Origin of the sequence: Lysinibacillus sp. FSL L8-0312, assembly GCF_038003285.1 — a bacterium.
GTDB lineage: Bacteria > Bacillota > Bacilli > Bacillales_A > Planococcaceae > Lysinibacillus > Lysinibacillus fusiformis_D.
Window position 1 is genome coordinate 890,649 of record NZ_JBBOOV010000001.1, and the last position, 18,518, is coordinate 909,166.

The window sequence follows — 18,518 nt, forward strand, 5'->3', positions numbered from 1 at the left end:
ATTTTTACTTAGAATCGTGAAAAATGATTCCAAGTCCGTAGCGTTCTCCAGCAGTAACTGTGCTTACTCCGTGACGAACCGTATTTTTGTAATATCCTTTTTTACCTAAAACAGGTCGATGGTGAGTAGGAAAGATTAGCGCACTGCCTTGTTCTAAAGTAATGACATGCCCTCTACTCTGAGCACGCGGAATTTGTTCCACTAATAGAGATTCACCACCACAAAAGTCTTGATCTCGTTGATTTAATAAAAATACTACTTGAAACGGGAAAAATATATCACCATATAAATCTTGATGTAAACAATTAAATCCGCCTGTTTCATACTTTAATAGTAAAGGTGTTGGTCTCGTTTGATTATACTCTTCACAGGTGTTCAAAAAATCTTGAAGTTGTTCTGGATACTGTTCTGTCTTCTTTAAATAGCTCAGCCACCGATTAGCTGTTTTTGCTAATGCCAAATAAAAAGCCTCTCTTAAATGTTGGATGATGTCAGGTAATGGATAAGAAAAATATTTGTACTCCCCATTCCCAAAGCGATATCTCGTCATATTGATTGTCGTTCTGTATGACTCTTCCTCACCATACATGTCTATGAAGAATTCACACTCCTCCTTTGTTAAAATCACAGGAAGCTTTGCAAATCCTTGCTCATCTAATTCATGTTGAATGGTCTCCCAATCTAAGCTCTCAACACGTGTTTTTATATGTTGGACCATTTTTATACCCTCCTTTACATTCCTGATAACTAACACTATAACCTCATAAATAGAAAAAAATAAGGAGTTGAGAATGTAAGAGCAAGATAACAAAATCAGTAAAGGCTATGATGTGATTGTTATTACATTACCTACAATTTTCGATATGATTGCAAACCTAGGCGATCTAACAAGGGGGGAAATTTGGACCTTAGTATAGGTAAGCGTAATAAATAATAAAACATCACTGAATCTCTTCTTTAAAAAATCCGGAAAAGCATAGATATCTGAGAAAAACATTGATTTATTTTCTAGGATTCGTTTTGTTTTTATCTTTCTTTGGTTCTGAAGTAAAAGCTATGGAAAGGGTTGATAGTAAAACATTAGAGATAATAGATGGAACAACACTTAACTCAAGGGAATTGGAAGACCTACTTAACTCAAATAAAGAGTTTACTGTTGAATTATCAGACCAACAGGTAGCTGAGCAATATGCAAAAATAAAAGGCGTTACAATTCAAGAAGCTTACTCTAAATTAGCTGAATATAACAAACTTGATACCTTTTCTCCCAAGGCAGAGTCCTGTTCATGGTTTGGAACAAATACGGAAATCCCGATTTTCGGAAAAACTTACAGACCCCTCTTACAAGTATATGTACAGATATGTAGCTCAGGCGGCACACCAAAATATATTAATACAAACCAAGCACCGCTTTTACAAGAATTTGTAGCTAATCCAATCTCTTTTTCAGGCACAATCAAAGTGGAACTTCATAATGGACATTTCTTATTCCTAATCAATGGAAATTTTTATAATTCAACTTCAACCACTCATACTGGTACAATAGGAGTTGGAAACATTTTCACTGCATCCTACTCTGTTGCTTCTTCAAGTAGTTTTTATGCATCATTAACAACAGGTCTAACAAAACGTGATGTTTTAGGTTATTAACCCATTTTTTTCCATTATAGGAGGCTGGTCCATGAAAAAAATACTTTCTATTATTATGCTAGCTACTCTTTTGATAATAGTCGGCTGTGATACTAACATATCAAATAACCAAATGTATAATGGGAATGATTTAAAAGTCGGGATTATCGGTCCATTTCCTGATTTTAGTGAGGAAAAAGTTGTCTTTGAAAAAATAACTTTTGATGATTTGAAAGGAAACACACAAAAAGTTTCAGACGACTTAGACGCTGTAATTATAACTAAAGAATTTCTTTCAGAAGCAGATGATGACCAATACGTTACTGTTTATAATGAATTAGAAATTCCGACGTTCTTTATGCAATCAACTAAGGCTCACATTCCTTTTGTCAATGAGGGAGTGGATTATGATACATTTATTGACATCCAACCCTTGAGTTATGCAACTGGTTATTTAAATACCTCAACTGATAAAGAAATCAAGTATGAAACTTGGAGGTATGAGCTTATCGATCATAAAGAGAACAATTCAAACATACAAGAGTTGTATTCAAGAATTTTTAAAACGATTGATTCACTTAAATAGAAAATGTATTCAAAATCATGGTGACATCCAATATCTGCATTCTATATAAATATACGATGCATATAAAGAATTGGTCTTATAATATCCATGTCTAGGATACAATAAAAAGAGATTAAGGAACCTGAAGCTGGTTGGTGCTGCGTCCCGATTGTTAGACACATACTAACAATTGGAGGTGCTGTTTTTCTATGGGAAAATTTAAGCAGCAAAGAAAGAGAAATCGAGAAGTCAACAAATGTAGATCATAAACCCCTTTATTCATAATTTTTTACTTTCAACATGAATATCCACGCTAGGGTTCGTAACTTTTTTCGCTATTGAAAAGTGCATCTTCCGAAAAATACTGTCACATTCATTTATAAACCATTTGATAGATGGTTGGTACCTTTCCCCATATCGATATCTCGTCATATTAACACTATAACCTGATAAATAAATAGAAAAAAATAAGGAGTTAAGAATATAAGAGCAAGATAACAAAATTAGTAAGGGCTATGATGTGATAAAGTAAAATTACTCTTAATAGGACGAGGAGAATGAAAAGTGACATGGTATGAAATCAATGATGATATTGTTATTACATTACCTACAATTTTCGACATGAATGCTAACCTAGGTTATTTAACAAGGGAAAAAAATGAATGCATGTACGAAATAGAGAACAATATTATGACGAAAGTTATAACTATTGGGAAAATTCAATCCTTAGTACAAATAAGCATAATCAATAATAAACAAATGGTGATTCAATTCCTAAATGATTCTAAACCTATTGAAAAGTGGAAGCGGCAAGAAATTGTAACATATATTCATGAATGGTTTGATCTCGATAATGATTTAACGTCATTTTATGAAATGGCAAAAGCAGACCCATTACTTAAAATACCTGTCCAAAAATTTTATGGATTACGAGTAATCGGCATTCCCGACTTATTTGAAGCTTTATGCTGGGGAGTTTTAGGCCAACAAATTAACTTAGCCTTCGCGTACACCTTAAAGAGGCAATTTGTAGAAAAATTTGGCGATTTCATTGAATGGAATGGTAAAAAATATTGGGTGTTCCCTTCATACGAACGAATTGCACAATTAACCCCTGCTGACCTAGCAAATATTAAAATGACGGTGAAAAAAAGTGAATATATCATTGGCATTGCGAAATTAATGGCAAGTGGAGAATTATCGAGGGAAAAATTAATGGAAATGGACTTTAAAGATGCTGAAAAAAGCTTAATGAAAATACGAGGAGTCGGCCCTTGGACAACCAATTATGTTTTAATGCGCTGCCTCAGGTTCCAAACAGCCTTTCCAATCGATGATGTAGGACTTATTAATTCGATAAAACTATTACAAAATATGAATCGAAAGCCGACAAAAGATGAAATCATGGAATTATCGATACCGTGGAAAAACTGGGAATCCTACGCTACCTTTTATTTATGGCGTGTCCTTTACTGAATAAGTTTAAGATGAGAACAATTATAAAGAGCATGCTTTGAAACAAATGAATCAAAACATGCTCTTTTCAACTATTCTTTGCGAGCTTTCATATAATCACAGGCTCTATTATAAATGTAAATCTATCCTACAATTCATCAATAATATCAATGTGTTACTATGGTAAACTCTCCACGATTTCCTCGTTGGAAGCCCCATCATGCTTTATGAAAAGTTTTCTTGTAAATGCACTAACTGCTAAACTCACTACAATATTAACGCCTAATGCAAGGAACCCAATGTTGATATCTTGTATAAATGTTGGCCAATTCGGGAAAAGGGTACTTAGATTTGCGCCTGTAGCGGCTTGCCAACCTACAATCATAACGCCAACAATTATCCCAGCGAACACACCTTGTAACGACAGTGGATTTTTTTTCATGAAACTACAAACAACAGCAGGTGCAAATTGTGTAACTAATCCATATCCCATTAAGAATAATAGAGTTATAGCACCACCACCACTAAAAGTAAAATAAAGGGCAATTAGGGCAACCAATGGAACCGTATAACGAGCAATAATACCAATTTGTCGATCCGTAATTTGAGGACGAAACGGCTTTATTATATTTTTTGCAAAAAGTGTAGCTGCAGACATCAAAATTAATGAGCCTGGAACAATTGCCGTTAACAGCCCTGCTGCTCCAATAAAGCCTACTATTACTGGGCTAAACGTTTGTGTGGAAATTTTGAATAATGCTAAATCAACATCGCCTCCCGATAAATTCGGGACTTGTAGAATAGCTGCTGCTCCGGTAAATAGGACAAATAATATAAATAATGCATAGATAGGTAGAATAATCGCATTTCTTCTTAGGGCATTTCCACTTTTAGCTGAAAAAGTAGCAACAAAGGTGTGGGGCCACATGTAAAATCCTAATGATGTCAGCATCATTGTTGAAACATACCAAGACGCACTTAAACCTGAGTCTGGAAGCGTTAAGAACCCTGGATTTGTGGCTTCAATAGCTTCCCACATTGGTTGAATACCACCATAATAATGAAATGGTAAGTAGATTCCTAGAAATAAAACAACACCAAGTATAAGGAAGTCTTTAATGACTGCTGTCCAAGCTGAGCCATGAATACCTGAAACCATAACATAGACAATCATCGCAATGGTTCCAATCCAAATCGTGATTTTGGAGTCAATGGCTCCATAAGAAGCTTCAGAAACAATAATGCCAAGACCTTTCAATTGAATGATTAAATAAGGAATTAAAGCCGCCAAACCGACTATTGCTACAACCATTCCAAGCGCTTTACTTTTATATGCCTTCTCAAAAAAATCAGATTGAGAAAGTAAATTATGTTTCTTTCCATAGCTCCATATTTTTGGCGTTAACCAGTAAGCAATGACATAGTTCAGCATCATGATGTTGTAGAATGCTGCCCCACCTTTTCCATACATCCAACCACTTATCCCTAAAAATGCACTTGTAGTATAAATTTCTCCGGCCATTAGCAAGAAAATGAAAATAGAGCCAAAACCCCGACCGCCAACACTCCATTGCTCTAGGCTCATATCCTTCCCTCTACTCGCCATAATGCCTAAAATTAATGCAATTCCTAAAAACACAGCAATAATACCAATAGATATTGTCATGTTACTCCACCTCTGCTTTTACGTCTGGATTTAAGCGATGTACTAAAAGCATGATACCTGTCCCTAATAAAATCCAAAGAACCATCCAAAATAACAAAAGCGGAAGTCCCAAGATATAAGGTTCGGTACTTTTAATAAAGGGAACTCCCAAAGGCATTCCAAAGTATGCAATGAATGATAGTAAATAACAAAGTCTTTTTCGAGTCATTTTATCTATCTCCTTCTTTTATAAGATGGCCTATTGTTTTATTAATTGGGCAAATCCATTATCAATAAACAAGCTTTTGACATCCCTTTTGTCAGCCGCAAATACGATTTGATGTTCATTATTTAGAAAATCAATGGTGTATTGTACAGTGGAAGCTACACCTAGCTTGAGAGCATCTTCATCTAGATCGAAGAAATCATTATGATGCTCTGCCCCAACCCCTTTTTCAAGATTTTTTATTCCAACGAAGGCAAATACACCTGGAAAGTATTTTTCATAAAACGCAAAGGATTCTGAGCCCATCCATGCTGGTGAAGAATATAACGTATTTACACCTAATGCCTTTTCTACAGCAAGTGATGCTATGTGTGCGCAATCGTTTTGGTTGTAAACAAATAAATCCGATTCAATGGGCTCTGTAATAAATTCATATGTGCAACGATGTAGGTCGCAAACTTTTTCTAGGATTCGTTTAAATTCGCTTGCAGCATGTGAACCTTGATCATCATCTAAATATCTGGCAGTTCCTGAGAATTGTAAGCTTTCTGGAATGATATTTACGGCAGAACCGGAATGAATCATGCCAATAGAATAGGTAATGGTTTTAAAAGGATCTAAAGTATTTATTCTCATAGCTTTTAAATTGCTGTAAAAATCTGTAAAGCAATCTAATGGAGCCACCGATAAATCTGGTCTGGAGCCATGTCCACTTTTTCCTTTCAATAGCACATTAAAACTAAAGGAAGCAGCCATTCTCGGTCCTGGTTCAACAGATATTTTCCCTGTTGGAATATCAGATTTTAAATGGATGCCCCAAATGCCGTCAGCCCCTAATTCATATAAGCGTGTTAAAAGATTGTAAATGCCTCCGCCCATTTCTTCTCCTTGCTCAAAAGCAAGAAGTACTTTTCCTTTTACCTTATCTTTATGTTGAACCAAAATCTTCGCTGCCCCTAGAAGCATTGCTGTATGTCCATCATGACCACAAGTATGAGCAGCTTGACTAGTACTAGAAACGACTATTTTTTTCATTTTTAAATTATTTTCGTTTTCTTTCATCGGAAGTGCGTCTAAATCAGCTCTAAGTATCAATGTTTTCCCTGGTTGTTCCCCATGAATAAATCCAATAATTCCACCATTCGGGACGATCTCGTAATCAATGCCCATTTTAGTTAATTCCTCTGTAACTACTTTAATAGTCCGTATTTCCTGTAACCCAATCTCCGGATGCTTGTGAAGATCTCTTCTTATATTAATGACATAGCCTTCGATTTCTTCTGCAACCTTTAAAGCATTAAGTTCAAACTCGATTGTTGTCATTTTATACACCCCTATTTTAATGGATTATTCTATTCCAAATCCTGAAATTCAACAGCAATCCGTTCAAGTGCTTGCTTTATAAGTGGTCTTGGCGAAGGGACACAAATTCTTTGAAAACCTTCCCCTTCTTTTCCGAACATCCATCCATCTTCTAGAAGAACATTCGCTTTATTATAGATACGATGATGAATCTCTCGATCGGAAAGACCATATCCATTAAAGTCCATCCACATCACATATGTGCCGTCTGGAATTCTTACTTTAACTGTAGGCATGTTTTCAGCTAAAAAGCTTTTTACAAACTCCATTGTGCCGTCAATATATTGCGTAACTTGTCCCAACCATTCATCTCCCTCGTTATAGACGGCTATAAGAGCTGCAATGGTAAACGGTGACGGTAACTGCATCCCCATTATGTCATTAAAGGTTTTTCTGCGTTCGGGGTTGGAAATGATGACATTTGTACAATGAAGACCCGCAACATTAAATGTTTTGTTAATGGCTGTACAAGTGACAATATGATCAGTATTTTCTACAACCTTACAGATTGGTGTAAATCTTTTATTTTTCCTAATTAAGTCACCGTGGATTTCATCTGCCACAATGATTACATTATGTTCCTCGCAAATTTTTGAAAGCCTTTTCAATTCTTTATTGGTGAATATATTTCCAGTTGGATTATGTGGATTACAAAGAATAAACATGGTTGTGTTTTTATCCTTTGCTTTCTCTTCAAAATCTACGAAATCAATTGAAAAAGATCCATCTGATTCACATTTCATTGCGTTATTTTGAACAATTCTACCATTACGCTCTATCGCAGTAGTGAACGGTGGATAAACTGGCCGTTGTATAATGATTCCTTCCCCAGGCTTAGTAAATGCTTGTACAGCTATATTCAAAGCATGAACCGTTCCAGGACTATATACGATTTCCTCTCTTTTGATCACCCAATCATGCCTTTTTTTAAACCAATGCTGAATGGATTCAAAGTACTCATTCGGAAAAATAGAATACCCAAAGATTCGATGATCAACCGTTTGATGAAGTGCATCTATCAAAGGCTGCATGACGGGTAAATCCATATCAGCTGTAAATAATGGAATCGTTTCATAATCATATCTTTCTGTATAACCGATGTCTTTAATTAATTCTTCCCCGTCCCACTTTAACGAATAAGTACGACGTCGACTAATTATTTCATCAAAATCATATATCATTCTTTCTCTCATCCCCCTTCCTCGTCATTGCTCGAAAATACGTTTTTTCCGTACCTGAGCAATTATTTTCATCAGTTTAGCACCTTAACTGTAAAATCGTCAATAAGAAAATAGAATTTTCCGAAAATTAAAATTGGGATGTTTGATCCCCTTCACAAAAATTGATTGGTTGTTGAAGCTTCATGATTAATTGAAGGAAATTATTTATGAATATGTTAAAATAAAGGGATGTTTGTTTACTAAGGGGGAATGATCTGTGGAGAAAGAAGAAATCTTTTATGAGCTAATGGAGACACTTTTTGAAACATCTCGATCCATTAGTACCTATGAAAGTATCCCGAGAAAGTACGGTACGGAAGATGAACTATATATGATAGAGGCTCACACACTCAATTTAATAGGTGATAAAATCAAAACAAATACTACTGAAATTGCAGAAATCACACACCGTACAAAAAGTGCAGTTTCTCAAATGATGGATAAATTAATAAAAAAAGAATTAGCATTTAAATATAGAAATCCTGACAATTATCGAGAATTAACGATTGAATTGACACCAAAAGGTCAACTGGTATATGAATATCATAAAAAACTCGATAAAGAAGAGTTTGGCAATTACTTAAAGGATTTGGAAAGATTCACCATTGAAGATTTTCAGAAAATCATTACACTTCTTAACCTAATTAATGAGCGAACAAAAAGTACACTTCATGAAAAAGCCTAAACCTTTTATTGCCATGGTTTGATCAAATTGATACTTTAAAAAAAGAAAAGAGCGTGTTTTGGAAAAAAGATTGATCCAAACACGCTCTTCCAGTCTAGCCATTCACCACAGCTAGAGCGTCTCATCCAATTTCTGAATTTTGGGAGTGGGAAATTAAATAGACATAGCCTAAAATGTCGATGTTGCCTCTCTTTACACGTACAGCGCAATCTTTGTTCGACGTATAAATATCTATGTCTTTCGATAAAGTTTATTTTCAAGATCAAAATGCGACAGGACGGAAAAATTGTCAAGACCGATTCCTTCGTATAAAAAGCTTTTTTCAACTGGATAACCAAAGTTTTTCGAGCATAACCATTTAGCGGACATATTGATTGTTCCTGCGCTTGCCCCCATTACAACAGCTGTGCTTTTTTTAATCAAATCCGTCAATTCATAGTCTATCAAAAACTCATTCTGTTTAAGAGTATCTCCACCTAACAAGAAAATAGCTGACGCATTTTGAAGTATGGTTTGGGCATCTTCCTTCTGTACATGATAATTAATTAAATGATAGTCATCGAACATAATACCTGATAGATGTCTATGATTTCATTTTTAAATATAAAATTCAGTTTTTCAGCCTCTTCCAGAAACAGTTGAATCCATTGCTCATCGTACAAACTGACTACTAGTTTTCGTAAAGTATTTCCTCCTAATCATTTCATTAACAAAGCTTTATCTATAATGTTCGTTTTTTACGCAAAAGTAAAAGTGTCCAGCCAGTGGATGATTCGCATTTCACCGTTAAAAACACGAACAATTAATTAATTCTCGAATATTAACATACGTTTTTATTCTCTTTACGGATTTTCACCAATAATTACTACCAACTATATATCTCACTCTACATACCTTATTGATTAAATAGAGTCAACCAAAACAGCATTGTACGTGTTCACGATTTTAAAGGTTAGCTTAAGAATGAGTTTTTAAAAAGTGTATAAATGGTTGTTCGATTAGATCGGATTTCCGCGAGCAAATATATAAACTTTGCTGAATATCTGCTTGCTGAACAGACACTTTCTCTTTATTATTTTACTGGTATTGTTAATTGGGGAATTGCTATTCCTGTTTCAATTGGCTCTATTGTTGGCTCTTTCTTAGGCTTAAAGATTATTCCGTACATCCAAACAAGATGGGTTCAAATTATATTACCAATCATTTTTTTGTTCTTAATTGGTCAGGTCGTTTCGGATTTAATAAAATAAATCACCCTTACTACTAAGATACCAAGTGATAACAACATACAGTTTAATAATTTAATATGATTTTAAAAAGGGTATGTTAAGAAGCGATTGCTCTTATTGAACAATCGCCTCTTCCCCTTACCTGTATGTATTGGAAAAATGAAACACTATAATGAATCATCCATTTATCTTGTTTTATTGCCTCAGCAATTTTTTTGATTAATTCTTCAAGTTCTGCTGATTGATATTCGACATTGGCTTCACTCACCATATTTAAAAATTGTCTATGAAAGCTCGGTGGTGTCAAGGTTATTCCCCAATAGGCGAGACTTTTAAACGGTCTATTTGTGTTGTGGGCGAATGTTTCAACGTGATGTATTTTTTTACTAAAAACCTTAGAAAGTTATACACGAAATGATTCCAAACTCGTGAATGTATGGCATGGTATCACTCCACCCATTTCTATAATAATTTCCTTTATGACCCGCTAATGATTACGTTTCTTGCAAGAGGATCTTTGCAAGACGAAAAATACCTTCCTCAATTGCTAACTCATCCATTTTAGCAAATCCGAGTACCCATCCTTTTCGATTATTTTCTAAACAATACTTACTAAGTGGATAAACACGTATCCCCTTTTCGAGTGCGAGGCTCGTCATTGCTTCTTCATCAAACGATTCTTCCGCTTCAAGAAGCATATGCAAGCCCGTTTCAATGCCACTTAGCTTGAAACGTTCCGCTAGTCCTGACGCTATGATTGCCTTCGTCATAGCTTCATGTCTACGTCGATAGACATTTCTTGCTCTCCTCATGTGACGCATAAAATGACCGTGCTCAATAAAATGAGCAAGTGTTAATTGCTCCATAATTGGGAGATGTCGATAAGTTAATTGTTGTACTTGCGCAAGTTGGCGAATGGCATCTTTTGGACCAATGACAGCCGAAATTCGTATGCCAGGAGCAACCATTTTAGAAAAACTCATCATATATAATGTGTTTTGGGGTTGTTGGCTAAACAAGGTAGGAAGCGGGCCACCCCGATACCTAAATTCACCATCATAATCATCTTCTACAATCCAAAATTGATCTTTCACAGATTTTTGCAGCAATTGTTGTCGGCGTGGCTCAGACATAATGACACCAACTGCACATTGGTGAGAAGGTGTAACAAAAACGAGCTTGGTTTGTGGATGAATAGAATCCACTTGTATTCCGTACTCGTCAACAGGCACAGCAATAACATTCATGCGCCGATATTTCATGGTCATCCAGGCAGCAGGAAATCCAGGATCTTCAACAGAAACCGTTTCTCCTTCCTTTAAAAGAGCTTGGGCAATCAGATCGATGCTATGCTGTGCGCCAGAGGTTAAGATGATTTGGTCAATATCTACATGTACACCTCTTTCAAATGTCAGGTAACGTTGAATCTGTTCACGTAGCGGTGTAAAACCGTAGGCATCGCCATAACCCCAATTGGTCAGGTCTGTTTCTGCTGAAGCCTGTAAAAAAGATTGTCTCCATTTTTTTCGGAAATGCTCGTCCAAATACGGCTCATGGGGGCAAAAATCGATTGCAACGTTTTGATTTGCTTTACCTCTAAACCAACTGTTTAACTCATCAACTGCCGCGTTTAATAAAGGTAATACTGGCGTAGATGGTCCCTGAAGAATGACCTCTTCTGACGAGTTCTTTTTATATCCCCATTCACTTACCCTTGTTCCACCACGCCAATTTGTCACGGTATATCCACGACTAAATAATTCCTCATAAACAATTTGTATAGTTGAGCGTGAAACACCTACTAATAAGGCGAGTTCTCGGGATGGAGGAAGCAACTCCCCTGGTGGCCATTTTCCTGTTGTAATATGATGAATAGCTTGGTCAAGTAACTGCTGCCATATAGGATTTTTATCGTCTCGGTTAACTTTTAACATTCAATTCACTTCCAATTAGAATAAAGATTGTTAAATTAAGTGAAAATTAATAGTTTCGTACAGTCAATCATTATTATACTATCAAATCGATAATTTTATAGGAATAGGATGGTTTTAGTATACTTTGCTTCATCTAAACAAATGCTATTATTCTTTTAAATGCTACTTCTGCAGCATGAATCGTTCTATCAATATCATGTATGGAATGGGCAGTCGATATAAATATGCTTTCATATTGAGACGGAGGTAAAAGTATACCCTGTTTAAGCATTTCCCTATAAAAACGACAAAACATCTCGGAATCTATTTTTTGAGCATCATCAAAATCTTGTAAAGGATGATCGATGAATGCGTATCCAATCATTGTCCCAGCTTTTGTTGTTTTAAGGGGAATATTATAGTTATGAGCTACTTTGGATAAGCCTTGAATAAGCCTATTAGATAACTTTTCTATATACTCGTAACTGTCAAGATTTAATTTATTTATTGTCGTATACCCCGCTACCATCGCTATTGGATTACCTGATAAGGTTCCAGCCTGATAAATATTCCCTTCAGGAGCGATTTGATTCATAATCTCTTTTCTTCCACCATATGCGCCAACAGGCATCCCCCCACCAATGATCTTACCTAAACAAGTTAAGTCTGGTTTTATGTTATAAAGCCCCTGAGCAGAATGATAATCTATCCGAAAGCCAGTCATGACCTCATCAAGTATAAATAGCCCACCATATTTTGTAGTGAAAGAGCGTATCGCTTGAAGAAATTCAGGATTAGCTGGTATTCCTCCCATATTGCCTGCAAATGGTTCTACTATAACGGCTGCAATTTGTGAGCCATATTTATCAAATATTTTCTTCAAGACTTCGATATTGTTATAGGGAATGGATATTGTATTTTTAGTTATTTCTAAAGGTACACCTAGACTATCAGGGAGGCCTAATGTAGCAATTCCTGAACCTGCCTTTACTAATAGATGATCACTGTGTCCATGATAGTTTCCATCAAATTTCACAATCATGTTTTTGCCAGTAAAGCCTCTAGCTAGTCTAATGGCGCTCATTGTCGCTTCTGTACCTGAGTTAACCATTCGAATCTTCTCTATGGAAGGAATACGAGTAGTTATTAATTCAGCTAGCTTATTTTCTTGTAAAGTTGGCAATCCAAAACTTGTCCCACTATGAATGGCTTCAAGAAGTGCACCTAAAACCTCCTTATCTGCATGTCCATGAATTAATGGTCCCCAGGAAAGAACATAATCTATATAGCTATTGCCATCAATATCATAGATTTTCGAGCCTTTCCCATGGCTAATAAAAATGGGCTTCATCCCAACCGATTGAAATGCTCTTACTGGGCTGTTTACGCCACCAGGCATAAGCTTTTTTGCTATTTCAAAGGCTTCTATTGATTTCATCGTATTTATTTTAAAAACCGCCTTTCTTATTGAACGATCTTAGCATAACGTATTACGGATTGATAAAAAACATCCAAAAATGCGAATTTTAACAGTCCATAAAGTAGGTACACTAAAAAACCACTAACCCTAGATAACTAGGATTAGTGGTGCTTAAAGTGATTTGATTTAACAAGTTTTGAAAACCAGTACTATGTATGTGGGATTTTTTCAATATTGAACATTTCCCCTAGTGCAATTGGATTTTCTTTCGCGGTAATATGTTGTGGAACAATTCGGTAAACTTGAACCGGCCCTCCGAAAACGGCTGATCGATATTTGTCCACATGTTGCTGGGATAAGGGACGGTTATAGTAACCAGGTACATATTTATTTATCATTTCTTGCAACATATGTGTCGCTTCATTTAGATCGACGATAGGTTGAGCCTTACCAAAAACCATGACACTCATATAAGCGGTGTCCGTTTTAGCGGGTACTGGATTAGTAATCGTTCCATATTCTTCGCAAACTGTAAAGCAGACCTCTGGATTCTCTTCCATCACTTGATTTCGTCTCCCGCCAGTGGCTCCATGGAAATAAAGCACCCCATTTGTCCACACAAAATTAAGTGGGATAACATATGGCAAATGACCGTCAACCATACCTAGATGCCCAATGCGAGCTTGCTGCAAAAATGTATCTATTTTGTTCTTGTCCAACACTTCTCTTACTTTGTAACGTACCTTAACCATGGTTATCACTCCTACTTGTAGTATGATGTGATTTTATCAGCCTTTGGATTGAATAAAAACGTCCATAATTATAGCAATCAAGCAATCCATTTTCAGAGGAGCGTTAAATTTTAAAAATTATGATTAACTATTAGCTGGTATAGTTCAAAGTTTTATTATGTGTAAAAGAAATGAGAGTGAAATAATGCTCAGTCCTTTTGCCATTATACAATTGAAATTCACAGAAAATTCTAGAACTACAATCGCATGCTAAGAAAAATTATTTATTCAAAAAAGTGAAATGGAGTTTGCTCTCTATTTCACTTTTTTATCATTTAATTAGCTAAATAGGTCTCCACTTGCCTTCCCCGTCAGCACCAGAAAAAAGCTGTCTGAAATGGCAGCTTTTTTCTGGTGTAACTATGTTTTTTTATAAGTTATCTATTGCTTCCTTTCCTTTCTTCCAATATTGCGAATTCGCCCCACCCCGCTTAACAAAGCAGGAATTAGAATTGGCAACATGACAAAAGTAAGTAGAACAAGCCCTAGAATAACCGTTATGGCTATTTCAATAAGCGTTATGACACCTGAAGGCATTAATGCCGCAAATGTACCTCCAAGAATGATCGCTGCTGATATCACCACACCTCCAATATGACGTGTGGCATCGATAATAGTTTTTGTCGAATTCCCCTCCAGCTCTCTATAACGCATCATCAAGAAGATACTGTAGTCTACTCCTAATGCAACAATCATGATGAAACTAAAGAATGGTACATTCCACGCTAGTTCACTCATATTGAGAAATTTAGCGCTTATAATGCTACTCATACCTATGGCAGTATAGTACGTTATGATTAAAGAGGCTAAAATAAAAATTGGTTTTAGGAAAGAACGAGTAATAATGATCAGAATGATACCAATGCCTATTAGCATGATGGCTGCTGTTCGAGTGAAATCCCCACTCGCAATTTCTTCAAGATCCACATTTTGCGATGTTCTTCCACCGATTGCTACCTTCGCATCACGAAACTCACTACTTTTAATGATCGCTTGTAGCTCTTGCTCAATTTGGTCAACAATTATCATGGCTTCCTTTGAATAAGGATTCACATCTAAAATGATGCCCATCTGAGTTATTTTCCGATTATCGGACATATACATGTTCAATGATTTTTGGAACTCATCACTCACTAAAACATCCTTTGGCATATATAACTTTTCAGAAGCCTCTGATTCACTAAGACCTGTTAAATAGTCTTGCACATCTGTTAAACCTGTGCTGACGTCTTGTAAACCTTTTGTGCTTGCTGATAATCCTGATTGTAAGGTTGCCATTCTATCTGCTAAATCCGTTAGTGCTGTTTGCAGTTGCTTTTGTCCCTCGTTAATCGTCATTAATCCTGATTCAAGGGAGGGTACTTGGCTTGCGATTTGGTTAGACCCCTTTGCTGCAGATTGCAAACCATGCGTTAAGCTAGAAGATGCTTCATATAGTTGATTCACACCTGTTTGTAATTGGGAGAAGCTACTGTTCACTTTGGCAAGTGAAGCATTTACTTCCCTAAATGATGTCATGGCCCCTTCGAATTGAGCTGTCACTGTGTGTAATTTCTCTGATAATTGCTCTAATTGCTGCTTTTCAGTTGATGCAATGCTAAGCGTCGTTTGTACATTCATATCATTAGCTAGCTCTGGTTTTGACTGTACGAGTGCATGCATTGCACTTTCAATTTGTCTATATCCTTTTTCTGCACTTTCAATCCCTTGCCCAATGCTGGTGAAATTCGTACTAAATGAGGACAAACCTTTTTCAAGTTCCGTATAACCATTTAATAATTGTGACATCGAAATGGATAAAGTGTTCGTATTTTCTTTTACAGAAGCTAAACCATTTTCTAGTTCTTGGACGCCATTTGCTCCTGCACTTACGCCGTTTGTTAATTGATCAATAGCAGTCCCTAAACTCGAAACACCTTTTTTCATTTCATCTGTTCCTTGAATTAATGCCTGAACATTTTGAGCAGCATTTGTATCTGTTTGTTGGAATTGTTGCTCAGCTGAAGACAAACCATTACTAATCTTACCTACACCTTCATTTGCATCACCTAAGCCACTCTTTATTTGTTTAGATTGCTCCGTGATGTATAGGTCATCCATTTTTTCTCCAACTGGTCGTGTAGCTGTTAATACTTTAGATATACCGTCAATCTGCGAAATCTTTTCAGCTATTTCATCTAATGCTTGTAATGATTTTGCATTATCCAGTGCTTCATTTGACTGTAAGGCAAGTGTAGTAGGTGATGAAAAACCTGCTGGGAAATGCGCTTCAATCACATTAATCCCTTGCTTTGAAGCATAACGATCATCGATTTCCAACAAGTCATTATAGCTTAGAGAATGACTAGAATTCATGATAAATGGAACGCACAAAATCGCTGTAAAGACTAATGCAACGAAAGGTCTTAAAACAGATAGCCTTGCTAAAAATCCCCAGATTTTACTGTCATTATGACCAGTAAAAGTTTTCGCTGGCCAGAACATCTTTTTCCCCAGTAAAGCCATAAAAAAAGGATTTAAGGTCAATAAGACCAATAAGAGTACAGCTACGCCAATTGCTACAGCTGAACTTGCTCGGTATAACCCGAATTCCGCCAAATAAAGAGCCATAAATCCAATAAACACCGCAAGCGCACTATACAGAACCGTTTTTCCAGCTGTTTTATACGTGCTGCGCACTGCTTTCCAACGATCTTCCTGCTTCACCAGTTCTTCCTTAAATCGAGTGAAGAGTAAGATATTATAATCTGTGCCGATACCGAATAAAATAACAACTAAAAATACTTGAGTAAAATTCGAAAATGGGTAATTAAACTGATCTACTAAGTGTGCAATGATTCCTAGTGACACTAAGTAAGCTACTCCAACCGATAAAAGAGAGACGAATGGCACTATTGGTGATCGGAAAACAAGAATGAGCACAGCGATAATAAAGATAATCGCTATTATTTCTGTTTTCTTAATCCCCTCTTGTGTGGATTGAACGAAATCTTCCATTACCAGACTGTTTCCTGTTAGATAGGTATCTACATTTTTACTATCTATAATTTTAGTAAGCTCCTTCGTTATCTCAGAAATTTCTCTATTATTCTGCTCAACAGAAAGCTGAGCTAGAATGGTAGTTCCATCTTCAGAAATGAGCTGTTTTTTCGTTTGCTCATTATCTAAATGAGTCATAATCTCCTTCATACCAAGCTGAGTTTGTTCTTTTTTTAATTCTTTAATGATTTTTCCTACTTCTTCTTTTTGTTCCTTTGTTAATGCTTGATCATTCCCACTATTGAAGACAGCAATAATTTGATACCTTTCCCCACTATCATTATCCATTTGATTAAGCAGATCTTCTGCAATATTGCTTTGAGCACTTTCGGGAATAGTAATTTGCCCTTTTTCTCTAACCAATTGATCTAAATTAGGCATCGTCGTGACGATAAAGACTGTCATGACTATCCATAAAACGAACGATGCTACTCGCCAATTCATGATTTTTTTCATCATCATTTCTCTCACTTTCACTTTACTAAATTAATAATTATCTAGAGAATGCTAACCTCTAGATAAACGATTATAAAATCATACAGGTGTATACTTTTATTCGTAAATCAAGTATACTTAGCCTCAGAAAACGGGACAATGTTCAATTTTCGTCTATATGTACAACTTTGAACATTGACATATCAATGTGTTCAACTTTAGAAAAATATTTTAGGAGTGCAAAAAAAATGAGTGGGAAAGCAGAATACAAAAGCGCAATTCGCTCAAGAAAAATGATTAGGCACGCATTTGTAGAATTAGTGCTGGAGAAGGATTTAGAAAAGATCACCGTAAAAAATATTGTTGAACGAGCTGAAGTAAGTAGAGGAACATTCTATGCTCATTACTCGGATATTTTGGCAGTTATTGAGGAAATTGAAAATGAACTAATGGGCAAAATGGTAGAGTTTCTGAATGATTTTAAAGCGGTCGAAATCATTCAAAATCCGATGCCTTTCTTTTTAAAAATGGTGGACTTTTTACAACAAGATATTGAATTTTACCGAAAGTTAATCTTTGTACAGGGGGCCTCTTGCTTTGTCGTGAAATTAAAAGACATTCTGATCGAGAAAATCATTAGTTTTCAAGAAACTATTCATCCCAGTCAAGAACGTCAAGAATTTGTATTACGTGTCCATTTCTTAGTAGGTGGGCTAATGTCGATGTATCAAGATTGGTTAGCAGGAAAATTCGATTGTTCATTAGAAGAACTCACAAAGTCCATCAGTCGAATGATGATACAAGGGCTACAATCTTATACGTTCAAATAAAGTGCTATTTACTGCAAAAAAGAAGCTGCAATCACAGCTTCTTTCATATTTATCTCTATACATCAGCTAGCTTT

The 18,518-nt window shown here is 35.9% G+C and carries 16 protein-coding genes and 2 pseudogenes; 7 read left to right on the forward strand and 11 right to left on the reverse strand.

Features of this window, described 5'->3' with window-relative positions; all coding sequences use genetic code 11:
- Positions 1-4 precede the first annotated feature (4 nt).
- Positions 5-718 (reverse strand): 2OG-Fe(II) oxygenase, encoded by a 714-nt coding sequence (locus MHI22_RS04560; RefSeq protein ID WP_058843555.1) that lies wholly within the window; start codon positions 716-718, stop codon positions 5-7.
- A 94-nt stretch (positions 719-812) separates the two neighbouring features.
- On the opposite strand from MHI22_RS04560, the pseudogene MHI22_RS04565 reads away from it, so the two are divergent.
- From MHI22_RS04565 to MHI22_RS04580, 4 genes and pseudogenes are all read left to right on the forward strand, one after another.
- A pseudogene (locus tag MHI22_RS04565) lies at positions 813-914 on the forward strand (hypothetical protein); the annotation flags it as partial.
- A gap of 82 nt (positions 915-996) precedes the next feature.
- The gene (locus tag MHI22_RS04570; RefSeq protein ID WP_340811152.1) at positions 997-1,650 is read left to right on the forward strand and encodes a hypothetical protein; all 654 of its coding nucleotides are present in this window, start codon (positions 997-999) and stop codon (positions 1,648-1,650) included.
- A 31-nt stretch (positions 1,651-1,681) separates the two neighbouring features.
- On the forward strand, positions 1,682-2,215 hold the full coding sequence (locus MHI22_RS04575) for a hypothetical protein (RefSeq protein ID WP_036126209.1): 534 nt from the start codon (positions 1,682-1,684) through the stop codon (positions 2,213-2,215).
- A gap of 543 nt (positions 2,216-2,758) precedes the next feature.
- The gene (locus MHI22_RS04580; protein ID WP_340811154.1) at positions 2,759-3,670 is read left to right on the forward strand and encodes a DNA glycosylase; all 912 of its coding nucleotides are present in this window, start codon (positions 2,759-2,761) and stop codon (positions 3,668-3,670) included.
- Between the two features lie 157 nt (positions 3,671-3,827).
- Here the strand turns inward: MHI22_RS04580 and MHI22_RS04585 are convergent, their stop codons facing one another.
- The 4 genes from MHI22_RS04585 to MHI22_RS04600 are packed head-to-tail and all read right to left on the reverse strand — an operon-like array spanning position 3,828 to position 8,063.
- Positions 3,828-5,315, reverse strand: a complete 1,488-nt coding sequence (locus tag MHI22_RS04585) for a sodium:solute symporter family protein (protein ID WP_036126203.1) — start codon at positions 5,313-5,315, stop codon at positions 3,828-3,830.
- A 1-nt stretch (position 5,316) separates the two neighbouring features.
- Entirely contained in the window at positions 5,317-5,523 is a 207-nt protein-coding gene (locus MHI22_RS04590; protein WP_036126201.1) for a DUF3311 domain-containing protein, read from the reverse strand.
- Between the two features lie 30 nt (positions 5,524-5,553).
- On the reverse strand, positions 5,554-6,843 hold the full coding sequence (locus tag MHI22_RS04595; protein ID WP_340811155.1) for an amidohydrolase: 1,290 nt from the start codon (positions 6,841-6,843) through the stop codon (positions 5,554-5,556).
- 29 nt (positions 6,844-6,872) lie between these two features.
- The gene (locus tag MHI22_RS04600; RefSeq protein ID WP_089932832.1) at positions 6,873-8,063 is read right to left on the reverse strand and encodes a MalY/PatB family protein; all 1,191 of its coding nucleotides are present in this window, start codon (positions 8,061-8,063) and stop codon (positions 6,873-6,875) included.
- Between the two features lie 256 nt (positions 8,064-8,319).
- Here MHI22_RS04600 and MHI22_RS04605 point away from each other — a divergent pair, with 256 nt between their 5' ends.
- On the forward strand, positions 8,320-8,787 hold the full coding sequence (locus MHI22_RS04605; protein ID WP_036126198.1) for a MarR family transcriptional regulator: 468 nt from the start codon (positions 8,320-8,322) through the stop codon (positions 8,785-8,787).
- Between the two features lie 111 nt (positions 8,788-8,898).
- Here MHI22_RS04605 and MHI22_RS04610 read toward each other — a convergent pair.
- A pseudogene (locus MHI22_RS04610) lies at positions 8,899-9,363 on the reverse strand (Type 1 glutamine amidotransferase-like domain-containing protein); the annotation flags it as partial.
- Between the two features lie 410 nt (positions 9,364-9,773).
- Between MHI22_RS04610 and MHI22_RS04615 the strand changes: the two are divergent.
- Positions 9,774-10,037: a sulfite exporter TauE/SafE family protein gene (locus tag MHI22_RS04615; RefSeq protein ID WP_058843549.1), complete on the forward strand. Its 264-nt coding sequence runs from the start codon at positions 9,774-9,776 to the stop codon at positions 10,035-10,037.
- A 76-nt stretch (positions 10,038-10,113) separates the two neighbouring features.
- On the opposite strand, the gene MHI22_RS04620 is transcribed toward MHI22_RS04615, so the two are convergent.
- The 5 genes from MHI22_RS04620 to MHI22_RS04640 form a co-directional block, all read right to left on the reverse strand.
- Positions 10,114-10,323 carry a hypothetical protein gene (locus MHI22_RS04620; RefSeq protein WP_230593923.1) on the reverse strand — a complete coding sequence of 70 codons (210 nt, stop codon included), beginning with the start codon at positions 10,321-10,323 and terminating at the stop codon, positions 10,114-10,116.
- 187 nt (positions 10,324-10,510) lie between these two features.
- Positions 10,511-11,950, reverse strand: coding sequence for a MocR-like pyridoxine biosynthesis transcription factor PdxR (gene pdxR / locus MHI22_RS04625; protein ID WP_089932825.1), 1,440 nt, complete (start codon positions 11,948-11,950; stop codon positions 10,511-10,513).
- A gap of 133 nt (positions 11,951-12,083) precedes the next feature.
- Positions 12,084-13,376 carry a glutamate-1-semialdehyde 2,1-aminomutase gene (gene hemL, locus MHI22_RS04630; protein ID WP_340812697.1) on the reverse strand — a complete coding sequence of 431 codons (1,293 nt, stop codon included), beginning with the start codon at positions 13,374-13,376 and terminating at the stop codon, positions 12,084-12,086.
- 182 nt (positions 13,377-13,558) lie between these two features.
- Positions 13,559-14,101 (reverse strand): pyridoxamine 5'-phosphate oxidase family protein, encoded by a 543-nt coding sequence (locus tag MHI22_RS04635; protein WP_058843546.1) that lies wholly within the window; start codon positions 14,099-14,101, stop codon positions 13,559-13,561.
- Positions 14,102-14,521: 420 nt separating this feature from the next.
- On the reverse strand, positions 14,522-17,635 hold the full coding sequence (locus MHI22_RS04640) for an MMPL family transporter (RefSeq protein WP_340812698.1): 3,114 nt from the start codon (positions 17,633-17,635) through the stop codon (positions 14,522-14,524).
- Positions 17,636-17,862: 227 nt separating this feature from the next.
- On the opposite strand from MHI22_RS04640, the gene MHI22_RS04645 reads away from it, so the two are divergent.
- Positions 17,863-18,444, forward strand: a complete 582-nt coding sequence (locus tag MHI22_RS04645) for a TetR/AcrR family transcriptional regulator (RefSeq protein WP_036126188.1) — start codon at positions 17,863-17,865, stop codon at positions 18,442-18,444.
- Positions 18,445-18,518 lie beyond the last annotated feature (74 nt).

Coding starts and splice junctions, on each gene's coding strand:
- MHI22_RS04560 (WP_058843555.1), bottom strand. CDS start 718: ATGGTCCAACATATAAAAACACGTGTTGAGAGCTTAGATTGGGAGACC.
- MHI22_RS04575 (WP_036126209.1), top strand. CDS start 1,682: ATGAAAAAAATACTTTCTATTATTATGCTAGCTACTCTTTTGATAATA.
- MHI22_RS04585 (WP_036126203.1), bottom strand. CDS start 5,315: ATGACAATATCTATTGGTATTATTGCTGTGTTTTTAGGAATTGCATTA.
- MHI22_RS04590 (WP_036126201.1), bottom strand. CDS start 5,523: ATGACTCGAAAAAGACTTTGTTATTTACTATCATTCATTGCATACTTT.
- MHI22_RS04595 (WP_340811155.1), bottom strand. CDS start 6,843: ATGACAACAATCGAGTTTGAACTTAATGCTTTAAAGGTTGCAGAAGAA.
- MHI22_RS04600 (WP_089932832.1), bottom strand. CDS start 8,063: ATGATATATGATTTTGATGAAATAATTAGTCGACGTCGTACTTATTCG.
- MHI22_RS04615 (WP_058843549.1), top strand. CDS start 9,774: ATGGTTGTTCGATTAGATCGGATTTCCGCGAGCAAATATATAAACTTT.
- pdxR (WP_089932825.1), bottom strand. CDS start 11,950: ATGTTAAAAGTTAACCGAGACGATAAAAATCCTATATGGCAGCAGTTA.
- MHI22_RS04635 (WP_058843546.1), bottom strand. CDS start 14,101: ATGGTTAAGGTACGTTACAAAGTAAGAGAAGTGTTGGACAAGAACAAA.
- MHI22_RS04640 (WP_340812698.1), bottom strand. CDS start 17,635: ATGAAAAAAATCATGAATTGGCGAGTAGCATCGTTCGTTTTATGGATA.
- MHI22_RS04645 (WP_036126188.1), top strand. CDS start 17,863: ATGAGTGGGAAAGCAGAATACAAAAGCGCAATTCGCTCAAGAAAAATG.